The organism is Curtobacterium sp. L1-20, assembly GCF_048755855.1.
Lineage (GTDB): Bacteria > Actinomycetota > Actinomycetes > Actinomycetales > Microbacteriaceae > Curtobacterium.
The window spans coordinates 3187523-3201902 of record NZ_CP151473.1; the positions used below are offsets into that span (position 1 = coordinate 3187523).

The following is a 14380-nucleotide window of genomic DNA, read 5'->3' on the forward strand; positions in this document are numbered from 1 at the left end:
TCTCATCGTGGCGTCACCCCTCTGCCGGGCAGCCCCGGAGGCGCTTCTGCTGTGCACAGGTTCGCCACCGACGGCTCCCAGACCACGGTCAGACCGCTCTCAGCACCATCATCGCGGGCGCGGGTCGGAGGGACACCGCGGACGGTGTCCCTCCTGGTGGTCGCGCGCAGATCGGTGGAGCACCGTGTGCACGGCGCCCCACCGACCTGCGGGTGGTCAGGACCGCTTGCGCAGTACCAGCGTCCCCGCTCCCGCCAGCAGCAGGAGCAGCGCGAAGACCGACGGCAGGACCGGCGAGCCGGCTCCCGTGTAGGCCAGACCCGACGGTGCTGCGGCACCGGCGGTGCGGTCCGCGGTCTGCGCGACCGTCGCGACGCCGGCTGCCGTCCCGACGGCGGTCGCGGTCCTGGAGGCGGTGGTCGCCACCACGGCGGCGGCGCCGGCCGCGGGGGCGGTCACCTTCGCGGGCGTGGTGCCGTCGCCGGCACCGGTCGCGGCACCGGGCGTGGAGCCGTCACCGGGGGCCGTGCCGTCACCGGGGGTCGTGCCGTCACCCGGGTGGGTCCCGTCACCGGGGTCCGTACCCGTTCCGGGGTTCGTGCCGTCACCGGGCGTCGTGCCGTCACCGGGGTCGGTGCCCGTCCCGGGGCCGGTGCCGGGCGTGGTGGTCGTGCTCGTGCCGTCACCGACGATGCCGATGCCGTTGCCACCGATCGTGATCGGCAGACCGATCACCGGGGTGACCTGGGTACCCGAGAGCACCCCGCCGTCGCCGGAGGTCGAACCACCGGCAGTCGGGGTCGTGGAACCACCCGTCGATCCCGTCGCCGGGGTGGTCGAGCCGGTGCTCGTCCCGGCACCGACGATGCCGATGCCGTTGCCACCGATCGTGACGGGCAGACCGATCACCGGGGTGACCTGGGTGCCCGAGAGCACCCCGTCGTCACCGGAGGTCGAACCACCAGCGGTCGGGGTGGTCGAACCACCCGTCGAACCCGTCGCCGGGGTCGTGGAACCCGTCGAGACGCCGTCACCGAGGACACCGATGCCGTTGCCACCGATCGTGACCGGAAGACCGATCACCGGAGTGACCTGGGTACCCGAGAGCACCCCGTCGTCACCGGAGGTCGAACCACCAGCGGTCGGGGTGGTCGAACCACCGGCCGAACCCGTCCCCGGGGCCGTGGAACCCGTCGAGACGCCGTCACCGAGGACACCGATGCCGTTGCCACCGATCGTGACCGGAAGACCGATCACCGGGGTGACCTGGGTGCCCGAGAGCACCCCGTCGTCACCGGAGGTCGAACCACCAGCGGTCGGGGTGGTCGAACCACCCGTCGAACCCGTCGCCGGGGTCGTGGAACCCGTCGAGACGCCGTCACCGAGGACACCGATGCCGTTGCCACCGATCGTGACCGGAAGACCGATCACCGGAGTGACCTGGGTACCCGAGAGCACCCCGTCGTCACCGGAGGTCGAACCACCAGCGGTCGGGGTGGTCGAACCACCCGTCGAACCCGTCCCCGGGGCCGTGGAACCCGTGGAGACGCCGTCACCGAGGACACCGATGCCGTTGCCCCCGATCGTGACCGGGACCGACACCACCGGAGCGACCTGCGTCCCGGATGCCGTGCCGTCCGACCCCGAGGTCGAACCACCGGCGGTCGGGGTGGTCGAACCACCGGCCGAACCCGTCCCGGAGGCGGTGGCCGAACCGTCGCCGAGCAGGCCCACGCCGTTGCCGCTGACCGTCACCGGGACCGACACCACCGGCGCGACCTGCGTGCCGGACGCCGTCCCGTCGGCACCCGACGTCGTCGGGGCCGTGGAGCTCCCGGTCGGAGCCGGCGTCGCGGACGTCGACGTCGCTGCCGGCGAGGTGGAGGTGGCGTCCCCACCGACGGCGATCGCGTTGCCCGTCGCCGTCACCGGCGCGGTCACGTCGCCGACGACCTGCGTCCCCGAGGCCACGGCGTCCGAACCGGACGTGGACGGCGCGGACGACGCCGGAGCCGCGGGCGCTGCCGGAGCTGCCGCAGCGGTCGAGGTCGACGCTGCGTCGCCGGCCACGGCGACCGCGTTGCCGGCGACCTGCACGGGCGCCGAGACGTCCGGGACGACCTGCGTACCCGAGGCGACGCCGTCCACACCCGACGTGGACGGAGCCGGGGCCGAGGCGGACGTGGGGGCCGGCGATGCCGACGCCGGGGCGCTGCTGGGCGCCGCGGTGACCGACGACACCGCGTCGCCGAGGACACCGAGGGCGTTGCCGGACGCGGACACGGGTGCGCTGATCGACGGCGCCACCTGCGTGCCCGAGGCGGTGCCGTCCGCGCCGGAGGTCGTCGCAGCGTTCGCCGCGCACGCCCCTCCGAGCGTCAGCCCGCCGACGAAGAGGGTGAACCACAGCCCTCTCGAGACGTACTTGTTCATGGTCGTTCCTCACTGATCGAGATCGTTGGCCGACCGCGGTGGCGGTCGGAGGTGCGTGCCTGCCGTGGTGGACAGGAGCACCGATCTCAGTCAGGGGCGACGTCGTGCTCGCCGACGACCGACGCGGGGACGGCGTCGTCGGAGAGGGTGCCGCGTGACCCCGCGGCGAGGGAGATGTGGTCGCCGGCCGAGCCGACGGTGGCGACGGCAGCGGCCGGTCCGGCGGATCCGGAGGCGCTGCTGCCGAGGACACCGGCGACGGGACCGTCGAGGGGGCTGTCGCCACCCTGTCCGTGCCCGCCCGGCACGAGGAGCGCACGGCCGCCGAGGGTGGCGTCCTGGGCGCTGCTCCGGCCCTGCCGGTCCGTTGCGGCGCCGAGCACCGTCACCGCACCGGAGGCCGCGGTGACGCCCTCCGACGCGGCCGCGGCGAGCGGAGCAGCGGGACGCGTCCCGCTCGCGTCGACGACGCCGACGGCGCCACCCGGACGGGCGGTCGACGTGGCCGAGCCGGCCGGCGCCGTGAACCCGGGGACCACGGAGCCGCCGGGGACCTCGACGACGGGATCCGTGCCTCCAGGCAGGACGCCGCCGAGGACCGGGGGCAGTCCGCCACCCAGGACCGGGGGCAGTCCGTCGACGGTGCCGGGGATGGTCCCGACGGTACCGCCGACGCTGCCGAGCACGTCGTCGACGGCGCCGGTGACCGGGCCGGTGACGGAGCCGAGCGTGTCGTCCCCGAGCACGGTGCCGAGGACGGGCAGACAGCCCACCGTCTGGTCGAGCACGGCGACGAGGCTGGTCACCGGACGGGCACCGGTGATGCCCTCGACGCTCCCGGTGACGGGGCGGAGGACGGTCACGAGCGTGCCGGTGACGGGCCGGGAGGCGCTGCTCGCCTCGACCGGGTGAGCGGACGACGGGGACGTGGCCGGCGCTGCGGACGGGGCCGGCGCTGCGGCGTGGTGCGCAGGAGCGGTGGCGGGTGCGGCGGCTCCGCCGGCTGCCGGTGCTGCAGGGGCGACGGGGTGCGCCGACGGGGCGGTGGCGGTGCCGGACGGGGCCGTCGCGTGCCCGGTCGCCGGCGCTGCCGGAGCCGGGGCGGCCGGCGCTGCCGGTGGCTGCACGGGGTGCGTCACGGGCGCGGGGGCCGCCGGAGCCGGGGCTGCCGGGACGGACGCGACCGGAGCGGGCACCGGACGAGCGGGCGCGGGCGGGGAGACGGCCGCGCGGGCGGGTTCGACGGCCTTCGTGACGTCCTGCACCGTGTCGCCGAGCCCCTGGACCAGGCCGCCGACGAGCCCGCGTTGGTGCGGCGCTCCGTCGGCGCCGGAGGTCGCGGCCGAGGCCGGACGGACGCCGAGCACGAGCGAGAGCAGCACGAGGGCCGCGGCGATGACGACGCCGTACAGGACGTACCGGGTCATCGCGCGCCAGGGTGCGCGCAACGGCTGGTCCATGCGCTCACCTCCTGATCTCGGCTGCGCACGTAGAGTGGTTGACCGGCACGGTACGCCCGTTCGCCGCGGAACGCACCCCCTTCTTCAAGAATTCGTCAGGAAAGGCCGGTCTTGGTCCCGATCTTCAACGCTCCGACCCGCAACCTGGACATCGTCACGCTGCACGAGATCCTCCGGCTGCGGCAGGACGTCTTCGTCGTCGAGCAGGGGTGCGCGTACCCCGACATCGACGGACGCGACCTCGAGCCGGGCACGGTGCAGTTCTGGGCCGGCCAGGGCTCGGTGGACGCCACGCTGCGGCTGCTCCGCGAGCCGGACGGCACCGAGCGCATCGGACGCGTCGCCACGGCCGAGGCCTCCCGGGGGCAGGGGCTGGCCGCGCGGCTCATCGAGGCCGCCATCGCCGAGACCCGGTCGCCGCGCATCGCGATCGACGCGCAGGCGCACCTCGAGCAGTGGTACGCCCGCTTCGGGTTCGTGCGTTCCGGCGAGGACTTCGTCGAGGACGGCATCCCGCACCTGCCGATGGCCCGGACGCGCTGAGCCCGGCTGGCCCGCCGTCGACGGAGCCCCGTCAGGCGCGCCAGCGACGCAACTCGTCGAAGGAGCGTCCCTGGTGCGCCCGGTCCGCGACGAGCCGTTCGAACACGATGTTCGTCTGCGTGGTCGCCACCGACGGGTCCCCGCTGAGCTCGTCGGCGACGAAGTCCCGGAGCTGCTCCGTGGACGTGCAGGCGATGTGCACGAGGAAGTCCTTGTCCCCCGCCAGGAACGACACGTCCTGCACCACGGGCACGCGCAGCAGACGCTTCGCGAAGTCGCGCAGCTCGTGTCGGGCCGCGGCGTGCACCCGGACGGAGACCATCGCCTCGATGGCGAACCCGAGGCGCGCGACGTCCACCTCGGCGCGGTAGCCGCGGATCACCCCGGCGTCCTCGAGCGCCCGCACCCGGGTCAGGCAGGTCGACGGGGCGATGCCCACCGCGGCGGCCAACCGGTTGTTGGGGATCCGCGCGTCGGCAGCCAAGGTCCAGAGGATCCGCTCGTCCACCTCGTCGAGGCGCGGAGCGGGGTCGGGGCGGCGGACGGGGCGTTCGGACACGGCTCGACGCTACCGGCTCCGTGCGCCGACGCCCAGTGCGGGGCCTCCCACCGTCCGGCCGGCGTCTGAACCTGCGAAGCGTCCGAACGCGTCGCGGGCGGACGTGACGATCATCGGAGGCACCACGTCACCGTGGTGGGTGCGGACGACCGCGCCCGGAACAGGAGACCCGATGAGCAGCACCGACCACGACGAGACCACGACGGGCAAGCCGTCGTTCCGCGACACCGTCACCGCCGGACTCGTGCAGAAGGCCCTCGAGCCCGTGCTGCGCGCCGTCCGCGAGGAGGTGGCCTCCGCCCGACGCGAGATCAGCGAGCGCGCGAGCGGGGCGAAGACCGGGCTCGTGCTCGCCGGCGCAGCGGCGGCGTTCGCCCTGACGACGCTCGTGCTGCTCGCCGGGCTCGTGGTCGCGCTCCTCGTCCTCGTGCTCCCGCTCTGGGCGGCGGTCGGGATCACCTTCGTGGTCTTCGCCGTCGTCTCCGGTGTCCTGGCACTCGCCGGGGTCCGGGGCATCCGCCGTGGTGTCCCGCCGGTCCCCCGCGACACCCTGCACGCGGCGAAGGACCGGCTGTCGGCGTCGAGCGAGGCCGACCGGGCCTGACGGGCCACGGCGCGGACCGGACCCGTCTACATCGCGAGCGTCATGCCGACGACGGCGACCGTCATCGCGAAGACCTCGCCGCTCCGCACCGCCCGCCGGTCCTCGCGTCCCCACTCGTACCGGAGCAGCCACCCGCTGAAGGCGCAGTAGCCGATGACCCCGGCGCCGAGGACCGCCGTCAACGCGACGCCGTGTCCGGCGTGGTCGTCGGCGAGGCCGGTCGCGTGCCCCATGAGGAGCATGCCGGCCATCACGACGGCCGACAACGCGCGGTGGACGTCCATCGGTTCGGCCCGCCGGCCGTCGGCGCGGCGTCGGCGCATCACCGGCATCGGCGCCAGCAGCAGGAGCAGCGTGGCGGCGAGGAGCGTCCACACCGCGCCGGCGTGCACGACGGGCATGAGCATCGCGACGAGCATGACGGCCGCGGGGACGATCACGCCGGGACGCGGCCGGTAGCGGTCCCCGACGATGCAGCACACCGACGCGAACTGCGGCACGACGAGCATGGCGTCGGCGACGGTCTCGTGCACGGCGGGTCCTCAGGCGGGTGCGCTCGGTGGGGCGTGGTGGTCAGTCCTGGGTGCGGGCAGCGGCCTTCGCGGCGCGCTCCTGCTTCACGCGGGCGTTCTCGGCGTGCACGGCGGCCTGCGTCGCGCGCTCGCGGACGAGCCACTCCGGCTTCTGCTCGAGCAGGGTCTTGATGTCCGCGGTGGTCAGCGGGTCGTCGATCCCGGCTCGGGTCAGCCCGGAGATCGAGATGCCGAGCTTCTGCGCCACGACGGGTCGGGGGTGCGGTCCGTCGCGACGGAGCTCCTCGAGCCAGGTCGGGGGCTCCGTGCGGAGTTCGTCGAACGCGGTCCGGCTGATCGGCGCGCTCCGGAAGGTCTCCGGGGCGGCCGCCAGCAGGATGCCGAGCTTCTTCGCGGCCGTCTCGGGCTTCATGGTCTGTTCCTGCGCCATGGTGACAAGGGTACGGCCCGTATGCTCGTCTGCATGACCGCGGCTCTCACCATCGCCTTCGTGCCCGGGGTCTCCCCCGCCAAGTGGGCGCGCGTCTGGCGGGAACGCTTCCCCGACGTCGAGCTCCGGCTCCGCCCGATCGGTGCCGACGAGGTGGACGACGCCCTCGCCGGCGAGGTCGACATGGTCTTCGCACGGGTCCCCGTGTCGGACGAGCACAACGCCATCCCGCTGTGGACCGAGACGGCCGTGGTCGCGATGCCGAAGGACTCCCCGCTGGCCGACCTCGCCCAGGTGGACCTCCGCGACGCCGAGGTGCACGTGGTCGATGCCGGTCCGGTCCCGGCCGACGTCGACGCGACGCTCGACCTCGTCGAGGCGAACGTCGGCGTCGCGGTGCTCCCGCAGTCGCTCTTCCGCGCGGCGAGCCGCAAGGCGCTCGTGGGACGGCCGCTGGTGGACGCCCCCGGCACGCAGGTCGTGCTCGCCTGGCGCGACGAGGACGCCTCCGACACGACCGAGGAGTTCATCGGCGTGGTGCGCGGGCGCACCGCGAACAGTTCGCGCAACCAGACGGACCAGCCCGGAGGCGCGGATCGCGTCCCCGAGGACGAGCCGCGTCAGCCGCGTGGCGGCGGCAAGGCGAAGCCGGCCAACGGCAAGACCGTCGCCAAGCGCGGTGCCACCAAGGGCACGGGCGCGAAGAGCGGCGGTGGCAAGAACTCCACCGGACGCGGTCGGGTGCAACGCGGCATGAAGGGCAAGCCGAAGCGTGGTTCGAAGGGCAACCGCTGAGGACGCCTGATGGACGGGCGCACCGGGTCTCGGTGTCCTGACGCCGCTCAGCGCATGACGGCTGCAGCCGCCCGGGCCACGCGGTCGCCGCGGGCGTCCTCGGCGGCAGCGCGGGCAGCGGCCACGACCCGGGTGTCCGCACGCAGGGCGGACCCCGCGTCGAACGGCGGTTGCGGGTCGTACTCGATCTGCAGCTGGATCGCCTCGGCCGACGGCTGACCGACGAGCTCGGCTGCGAGCCACAGCGCCATGTCGATGCCGGCGCTGACGCCCGCCGCGGTGACGACCGAGCCGTCGGCGACGACGCGGTCCTCCACCGGCTGGGCACCGAACGCCTCGAGCATCGGCTTCGATGCCCAGTGCGTGGTCGCACGCTTGCCGGCGAGCAGCCCGGCGGCACCGAGCACGAACGCGCCCGTGCAGACCGAGGTCACCCACGTCGCCCGTTCTGCTTCACGACGGACGAAGGCGACGACCGCGGGGTCGAGCATCGCGTCGAACGCGCCGTCACCGCCGGGCACGACGAGCACGTCCGCCGGCCCGGCCGCGTCAATCGTCGTCGTCGGAACCAGCGCGAGGCCGCAGTCGCTCGGCACCGGGTCGAGGGTCGCCGCGACGTACTCCACCTGCGCACCGGGCACCCGGGCGAGCACCTGCGCCGGACCGGTGAGGTCGAGCTGGGTCAGACCGGGGAAGAGCAGGAACGCGAACCGGACCTCGTCGGGATCGTGCTCCGGGGTCACCGCGGCCGTGTCGTCGACCGGCTCGGCCGTGGGCACCTCGGCGTCGAGGGACACCTCCACCACGTCGGCGTCGACCGGGTGGACGGGGTGGACGCGCGGGTTCTCGGAGCTCATGTCGCGACCATAGCCCCGCCCGGCCGCGCCGTCCCGGGTCAGCTCCAGACGCCGGAGGTCCCCCGCCGGTGGCTGCCCACGAGGTGCGTGTCGACGATGCCGAGCGCCTCCATCAGCGCGTACATCGTGGTCGGGCCGACGAAGGCGAAGCCGCGCTTCCGCAGCGCCTTCGACAGGGCGACGGACTCGTCGGACGTCGTCGGGACCTCGGCGGACGACCGCGGCTCGGGAGTCGACGTCGGCCGGAAGGACCACACGAGGTCGCTCAGTCCACCGTCGTCGCGCAGGGCGATCGTGGCGTTCGCGTTGGTGATCGTCGCGAGGATCTTCGCCCGGTTGCGGACGATCCCGGCGTCCGCCAGCAGCCGGGCGACGTCGCCCTCCCCGAACCGCGCCACGGTGTCCGGGTCGAAGTCCGCGAAGGCCGCACGGAACGCCGGTCGCTTGGCGAGGATCGTCCGCCACGACAGACCGGACTGGAACGCCTCGAGCGAGAGCCGTTCGAAGACGCCGCGCTCGTCCCGCACGGGCATCCCCCACTCGGTGTCGTAGTAGTCGCGGAGGAGCTGGTCCGTCGAGGCCCACACCGGCCGGGCGAGTCCGTCGTCCCCGACGACGAGGTCCGGCACGGGCACGGGCGGGTCGACGGGGCCGGTGCTCACGGATGGGGCGCTCATGCACCCATCCTGGCCGCCACGGCCGACAGCGTCACTCCGCGGGCGGCCCGTCCTGCATCGCCTCGGGGTCCATCCACACGTACTCCCAGCGGTGCCCGTCGGGGTCGACGAAGCTCCGCTGGTACATGAACCCGAGGTCCATCTCCTGCCGGTCCTCGGTGCCGCCGGACATGACGGCCGCGTCGACCACGCGGTGGACCTCGTCCTTCGAGGCAGCGCTGAGGGAGTTGATCACCTCGATGGTGTCGGGCGCCGCGATCGGCTTGTCCGTGAACTCCGCGAACTTCGCGTGCGTGAGCACCATGACGTAGATGCTGTCGCTCACCACGACGCACGCCGCGGTGTCGTCGCTGAAGAGCGGGTTGATCGAGTAGCCGAGGGCCTCGTAGAACGCCTTCGAGCGTTCCAGGTCCGCGACCGGCAGGTTGATGAAGACCATCGTGTCCATGGGAGGTCCTTCCGTCAGGGCAAACCTGGCCCAACCGACCGCGCGGCGCAACCGTTCCTCCGCGGTACGAAGCAGCACCAGTGATACGCAATATGCTGAGAAGATGCGCGCCTACGTCGACGAGTCGGAGCCCGGCGGTGGTCGAGACCACACGGCCTACGTGCTGGCGGCCGTCGTGATCCGAGACGACGACGCCGCTCGACTCCGTACCGAGATCCGCATCGCAACGCCCCGCAGGATGCGGAAGCTGCACTGGTACGAGGCGCTCCGGACGCAACGACTCTCCTGGCTCGACCTCCTCCGGAGCGTGATCGAGATCATCGTCGTCCGCTTCGAGGGAGCGCCCGCGCGCGCGGAACGACGCAGGCGCCACTGCCTGGAGCGGCTCGTGTGGGAGCTCGAACAGCGTGGAGTCCCACGAGTCGTCCTCGAGTCCCGGGGGAAGGTGAGCGACGACGGAGACCGCTCCCTCTTCGACGCGCTCCGACGACGAGGAGTGGGGCGGGGACTTCGACACGAACACGTCCGGGCCGTCGACGAACCACTCGTTGCGCTCGCTGACGTCGCGTGCGGGGCGCACGTCGCCGGCCTGGACGTCGAGATCGAGAGCACGATCGTCCGAGTGTCGTGAACGGGAGGATCAGGCAGAGCGTCCTGACAGCGCAAAACCCCGGGCCCGCGCTGGCTGCAGGCGTATCCGGGGCTCACTTCCGACCGAGCAGCACACGGTCGACATATCAATACTAGGACGGTGGACCAGGGTCGTCAACCGGCTGCGAGACGGACCGGGCGGATGCGACGAACCCGCTGCCTTCTCGACAGCGGCTCGTCCCCGCGTCCGCCCGGACCGCAGCGGGTCAGGCCAAGTCGCGCCCCTCGCCCGCTGCCTTCTGGTGTGCCTCGGCCTCGGCCTGGCCGATGATGTCCTCGGCGGGCACGGGGTTGAGCCGGTCCCAGAGGAAGAACAGCAGGCCGCCGACGAGCATCGAGAGCCCGACCCAGAGGTTGATGTGGATGCCGCCGGTCTTCTGCGGGTCGGTGTCCCAGTGCACGATGCCGACGATCGTGGTGATGATGCCGTACAGCACGAACAGGCCGCCGAGGATGCGACGCAGGTCGAGACGACGGGTGGAGCGGACGAGGGCTGCCTTCTGCTCCTCGGTCATGGCGGTGGTGGTGTCGCTCACGGGTGATCTCCTTCGGTGATCAGAGGAACGGGAGGTAGAGGACGACGCAGAGCACGAGCGCGACCGTGCCGAGCAGCGCCGGCGAGCGGTACCAGGCGGTGTCCGTCGCGACCGCGTCGCCGTGCAGGTCGATCTTGCCGATGCCGTAGACCAGGCCGCCGAGCTCCTTCTCGGGCTTCGGCTTCGTGACCATCGACACGACGAACCCGACGACCAGGACGGTGACGAACGAGATGATCGCGCCGTACAGGGTCTCGGCGGTGGCGGTGGCGAACAGCTTCGGGTTCACCAGGTACGCGATCCAGGTGATGGTCGGGGTCACGATGCCGAGGACGTAGCCCCAGAGCGCACCCTGCGTGGTCATCCGCTTCCAGAGCAGACCGAGGATGAACACCGCGAAGAGCGGCGCGTTGAAGAACGAGAACAGCGTCTGCATGTAGGTCATGATGTTCGACGCCTGCGCGGCGATGAACGCCGTGGCGATGCCGACGAGCACGCCGGCGACGGTGACCCACCGACCGGTCTTCAGGTAGTGCACGTCCGGCATGTTCGGCTTGATGTAGCGCTGCCAGATGTCGTACGTGAAGACGGTGTTGAACGACGAGACGTTCGCGGCCATGCCGGCCATGAACGAGGCGAGGAGCCCGGTCACCGCGACGCCGAGCACACCGGTCGGCAGGTACATCTGGATGAGCTTCGGGATCGCGTCGTTGTAGGTGAGGGACCCGTCGGCGAACTGGTTGCCGACCACCGCTGCGGCGATGAGCCCGGGGATGACCACGATCGCCGGGATGAAGAGCTTCGGGATCGCGGCGATGAGCGGGGTCCGGCGGGCGGCCGACATGTTCTTCGCGGAGAAGGCGCGCTGCACCTCGGTGAAGTTCGTCGTCCAGTAGCCGAAGCCGAGCACGAACCCGAGGCCGAGCACGATGGCGAGCCAGTTCGCGCCGATCGGGTTGGTCACGTCGCCGAAGCCGGTGCCGGCCCAGGCCTGGAGGTGCTGCACGCCCTGGGTCTTCACGATGGCGTCGCTCAGTCCGCTCCAGCCGCCGACGCGGTGCAGGCCGACGATCGTCAGCGGGATCAGCCCGGCGATGATCACGAAGAACTGCATGACCTCGTTGTAGATGGCACTCGAGAGGCCACCGAGGGTGATGTAGACGAGGACGAAGCCGGCGGACACGATGATCGCGAGCCACTCCGGCCAGCCGAGCATCGCCTCGATGACGATGGCCATCGCGTAGAGGTTGATGCCGGCGATGAGGACGTTCGACACCGCGAACGCGATCGAGTTCACCAGGTGCGGCGCCTTGCCGAACCGGCGGAGCATGAACTCCGGCACGGAGCGGACCTTCGAGCCGTAGTAGAACGGCATCATCACGAGCCCGAGGAACACCATCGCGGGCACGGCGCCGACGAGGTAGTAGTGCAGGGTCGCCATGCCGATCTGGGCACCGTTCGCCGCCATGCCGAGGATCTCGGTCGCCCCGAGGTTGGCGGACACGAAGGCCAGACCCGTGATCCACGCGGGCATGGACCGGCCCGAGAGGAAGAAGTCCATGCTCGTGCGGACCTGCCGCCGAGCCGTGAACCCGATCCCGATCACCACCGCGAAGTACACGATGACCATCAGGTAGTCGACCCAGCCCAAGTCGAGCCGGATCCCGTTGTTCGCTGCCGCGAGAACCATTCACACTCTCCGTCGATGTGTTGCAGTCGACAACTGCGCCGACCCGGACGGAGACGTTACACCGGATTGTGACCGTTCACATAGCCGGGGTATGCATCCGGGGCCGTCGTGGCCAGCGGCGCTCTCGGTAGGCTCTGGCCATGACCGAGCAGTCGCGCATCCTCGTCCTCAACGGCCCGAACCTCGACATCCTCGGCCGCCGCGACCCGACGCAGTACGGCACGGTCACGCTCGCCGAGATCGAGGCCATCGTCCACACCGAGGCGGCGGTGCACGAGCTCGAGGCCGACTTCCGGCAGACCAACCGCGAGGGCGAGCTCGTCGAGTGGCTGCACGAGGCGCTCGACCACTTCGTCGGCGTCGTCATCAACCCCGCCGCCTACGCACACACCTCGGTCGCGCTGCACGACGCCGTCGAGGCCCTGTCGGTCCCCGTGGTCGAGGTGCACCTGTCGAACACCTGGAAGCGGGAGCCGTTCCGGCACGTCGACCACGTCGCGACCGCCGCCACGGCGGTCATCGCCGGTGCCGGCCCCGACGGCTACCGGCTCGCGGTCGCGCACGTGGCGTCCCTGCTGGCCTGAACCGGGACGGACGGGAGGCGCGGTGCGGGCCCGCACCGCGCCTCCCGTCCGTCAGCCGGTCACCCGCAGCGCGCGTGGCAGCCAGCCACCCACCCGCAGCGCGCCGGTGGGAGGACAGCGTCAGAAGTCGGCGGGGCGGCGCACGTCCTGCAGGCCGGCGGTGGCGAATCCGCCGCGGATGAGCGGCAGCCCCCGACGCACGGCCTGGTCGATGCGGAGCTCGAGGTCGACGCTCGCGATGTCGTACCCGCCCTCGCGCTTGGTGAAGTCCCGCTCGTTGCCGAAGACGCCGACCGGCAGGGTGGTCGACTGGAAGAAGCCGAACAGCGGACGCATCTGGTGCTCGACGAGCAGCGCGTGCCGGTCGCTCCCGCCGGTCGCGGTGAGGAGGACCGGGGTGTCGACGAGGTCGTACTGGCCGACCCAGTCGAAGAACAGCTTGAACGCGCCGGAGTACGCGGCCCGGAACGCAGGACTGCCGACCACGAGGACGTCGGCGGCCTCGACGGTCTCGAGCGCGCGCCGGGTGCGCTCCGACATCGCCTCGCGGGACCCCGCGGCGCCGAGGTCGGCCAGCAGCGGTGCGATCTCGACCAGCTCCGTCCGCGATCCCTCGATCTCCTGCCCGAGGCGCGCGACGGTCGCTGCCACGAGTGTGGACGTCCGCGAGGGGTCCGACGGGCTGCCGCTGACACCGACGACGAGTTCTGCGCTCATGCGGTCGATGCTCACACGCCGACGCGGACCGTGGTCCGCGTGTGACGACATGTGTCGGGTTCCAGCACCCCCGCGTACCGTGCGCGGCATGCAGACGTTCCTGCCGTACCCGGACTTCCGTGCCTCGGCCGAGGTCCTCGACGACAAGCGACTCGGCAAGCAGCGCGTCGAGACCCTGCAGGTGATGCGGGCGCTGACGCTCCCGGACTACGGCTGGCAGCACCACCCGGTGGTGGCGATGTGGCGCGGCTACCGTCCCGCGCTCATGGCGTACCAGGACGCCACGTGCGGCGTGTGGGCCGAGCGCGGGCACGCCGACACGTGCCTCGGGAAGACCCTGGCCGACCTGGCCCTGGTGCCGGAGGACCTCGACGCCTACGAGCGGGGCGACTACCCGGTGCCGGCGTGGAACGACGACGCGGCCGTGCACCGCTCCCACCGCTCGAAGCTCGTGCAGAAGGCCCCGGAGCACTACCGCGAGCTGTTCCCGGACGTGCCGGACGACCTCGACTACGTGTGGCCGGTCAGCGGACGGGGGTCCACCGAGCCCCGTCCCGCCGGGTGACGACGGCGGAACGCACCTCGACCGTGGGGGTGAGCCCGGCGACGGCGTGGTCCGCGACGGCCGCGGCGGCGTCGTCGGACGGCGCCTCGTACCGCACGACGGCGCAGGGGACGCCACGGAGGAGTCGGACGTCCTGCGCCTCGACCACGGTGCTTTCGGCGACGAGCCGCGCCGCCTCGGGCAGGACGGCGTCGGGAGCCGTGCCGGGCGCGAGCGCTCCGACGGCGAGGGTCACGCGGTACGAGGGCACGCCCACACGGTAACGCGCACCGGACCCGTCGTGGGCTGAGGGGGAAGG

Annotated in this window: 18 protein-coding genes; 6 read left to right on the plus strand and 12 right to left on the minus strand. The window is 72.3% G+C overall.

The window, feature by feature from the left end:
• Positions 1-216 precede the first annotated feature (216 nt).
• Both AAEP86_RS16430 and AAEP86_RS16435 read right to left on the minus strand, forming a co-directional pair.
• Positions 217-2433 carry a beta strand repeat-containing protein gene (locus AAEP86_RS16430; protein ID WP_420368345.1) on the minus strand — a complete coding sequence of 739 codons (2217 nt, stop codon included), beginning with the start codon at positions 2431-2433 and terminating at the stop codon, positions 217-219.
• An 86-nt stretch (positions 2434-2519) separates the two neighbouring features.
• On the minus strand, positions 2520-3893 hold the full coding sequence (locus AAEP86_RS16435; RefSeq protein ID WP_420368346.1) for a hypothetical protein: 1374 nt from the start codon (positions 3891-3893) through the stop codon (positions 2520-2522).
• Positions 3894-4004: 111 nt separating this feature from the next.
• Between AAEP86_RS16435 and AAEP86_RS16440 the strand changes: the two genes are divergently transcribed.
• The gene (locus AAEP86_RS16440) at positions 4005-4436 is read left to right on the plus strand and encodes a GNAT family N-acetyltransferase (RefSeq protein ID WP_420368347.1); all 432 of its coding nucleotides are present in this window, start codon (positions 4005-4007) and stop codon (positions 4434-4436) included.
• Positions 4437-4467: 31 nt separating this feature from the next.
• On the opposite strand, the gene AAEP86_RS16445 is transcribed toward AAEP86_RS16440, so the two are convergent.
• On the minus strand, positions 4468-4995 hold the full coding sequence (locus tag AAEP86_RS16445; RefSeq protein WP_133518821.1) for an Lrp/AsnC family transcriptional regulator: 528 nt from the start codon (positions 4993-4995) through the stop codon (positions 4468-4470).
• Between the two features lie 172 nt (positions 4996-5167).
• On the opposite strand from AAEP86_RS16445, the gene AAEP86_RS16450 reads away from it, so the two are divergent.
• Entirely contained in the window at positions 5168-5599 is a 432-nt protein-coding gene (locus AAEP86_RS16450; protein ID WP_420368348.1) for a phage holin family protein, read from the plus strand.
• Between the two features lie 26 nt (positions 5600-5625).
• Here the strand turns inward: AAEP86_RS16450 and AAEP86_RS16455 are convergent, their stop codons facing one another.
• Positions 5626-6132, minus strand: coding sequence for a hypothetical protein (locus AAEP86_RS16455; RefSeq protein WP_420368349.1), 507 nt, complete (start codon positions 6130-6132; stop codon positions 5626-5628).
• A 40-nt stretch (positions 6133-6172) separates the two neighbouring features.
• Positions 6173-6562 carry a DUF5997 family protein gene (locus AAEP86_RS16460; RefSeq protein WP_420368350.1) on the minus strand — a complete coding sequence of 130 codons (390 nt, stop codon included), beginning with the start codon at positions 6560-6562 and terminating at the stop codon, positions 6173-6175.
• Positions 6563-6595: 33 nt separating this feature from the next.
• On the opposite strand from AAEP86_RS16460, the gene AAEP86_RS16465 reads away from it, so the two are divergent.
• Positions 6596-7357, plus strand: a complete 762-nt coding sequence (locus tag AAEP86_RS16465) for a LysR family transcriptional regulator substrate-binding protein (RefSeq protein ID WP_420368351.1) — start codon at positions 6596-6598, stop codon at positions 7355-7357.
• A 47-nt stretch (positions 7358-7404) separates the two neighbouring features.
• On the opposite strand, the gene AAEP86_RS16470 is transcribed toward AAEP86_RS16465, so the two are convergent.
• From AAEP86_RS16470 to AAEP86_RS16480, 3 genes are read right to left on the minus strand one after another with little or no spacing between them, the layout of a single operon-like run.
• The gene (locus AAEP86_RS16470; protein WP_420368352.1) at positions 7405-8214 is read right to left on the minus strand and encodes a DJ-1/PfpI family protein; all 810 of its coding nucleotides are present in this window, start codon (positions 8212-8214) and stop codon (positions 7405-7407) included.
• Between the two features lie 38 nt (positions 8215-8252).
• Positions 8253-8891, minus strand: coding sequence for a DNA-3-methyladenine glycosylase I (locus tag AAEP86_RS16475; RefSeq protein ID WP_420368353.1), 639 nt, complete (start codon positions 8889-8891; stop codon positions 8253-8255).
• 31 nt (positions 8892-8922) lie between these two features.
• Positions 8923-9339, minus strand: coding sequence for a VOC family protein (locus AAEP86_RS16480; RefSeq protein ID WP_420368354.1), 417 nt, complete (start codon positions 9337-9339; stop codon positions 8923-8925).
• A 103-nt stretch (positions 9340-9442) separates the two neighbouring features.
• On the opposite strand from AAEP86_RS16480, the gene AAEP86_RS16485 reads away from it, so the two are divergent.
• Positions 9443-9970 (plus strand): DUF3800 domain-containing protein, encoded by a 528-nt coding sequence (locus AAEP86_RS16485; protein WP_420368355.1) that lies wholly within the window; start codon positions 9443-9445, stop codon positions 9968-9970.
• A 226-nt stretch (positions 9971-10196) separates the two neighbouring features.
• On the opposite strand, the gene AAEP86_RS16490 is transcribed toward AAEP86_RS16485, so the two are convergent.
• Positions 10197-10526 carry a hypothetical protein gene (locus AAEP86_RS16490; RefSeq protein ID WP_420368356.1) on the minus strand — a complete coding sequence of 110 codons (330 nt, stop codon included), beginning with the start codon at positions 10524-10526 and terminating at the stop codon, positions 10197-10199.
• Between the two features lie 19 nt (positions 10527-10545).
• Entirely contained in the window at positions 10546-12216 is a 1671-nt protein-coding gene (locus AAEP86_RS16495) for a sodium:solute symporter family protein (protein WP_420368357.1), read from the minus strand.
• Positions 12217-12356: 140 nt separating this feature from the next.
• Between AAEP86_RS16495 and aroQ the strand changes: the two genes are divergently transcribed.
• Entirely contained in the window at positions 12357-12800 is a 444-nt protein-coding gene (gene aroQ / locus AAEP86_RS16500; protein ID WP_420368358.1) for a type II 3-dehydroquinate dehydratase, read from the plus strand.
• 120 nt (positions 12801-12920) lie between these two features.
• On the opposite strand, the gene AAEP86_RS16505 is transcribed toward aroQ, so the two are convergent.
• Positions 12921-13517 carry an NAD(P)H-dependent oxidoreductase gene (locus AAEP86_RS16505; protein ID WP_420368359.1) on the minus strand — a complete coding sequence of 199 codons (597 nt, stop codon included), beginning with the start codon at positions 13515-13517 and terminating at the stop codon, positions 12921-12923.
• Between the two features lie 88 nt (positions 13518-13605).
• Between AAEP86_RS16505 and AAEP86_RS16510 the strand changes: the two genes are divergently transcribed.
• Positions 13606-14082: an MSMEG_6728 family protein gene (locus AAEP86_RS16510; RefSeq protein WP_420368360.1), complete on the plus strand. Its 477-nt coding sequence runs from the start codon at positions 13606-13608 to the stop codon at positions 14080-14082.
• On the opposite strand, the gene AAEP86_RS16515 is transcribed toward AAEP86_RS16510, so the two are convergent.
• Positions 14042-14332: a hypothetical protein gene (locus tag AAEP86_RS16515; RefSeq protein ID WP_420368361.1), complete on the minus strand. Its 291-nt coding sequence runs from the start codon at positions 14330-14332 to the stop codon at positions 14042-14044. The genes AAEP86_RS16510 and AAEP86_RS16515 overlap by 41 nt on opposite strands.
• Positions 14333-14380 lie beyond the last annotated feature (48 nt).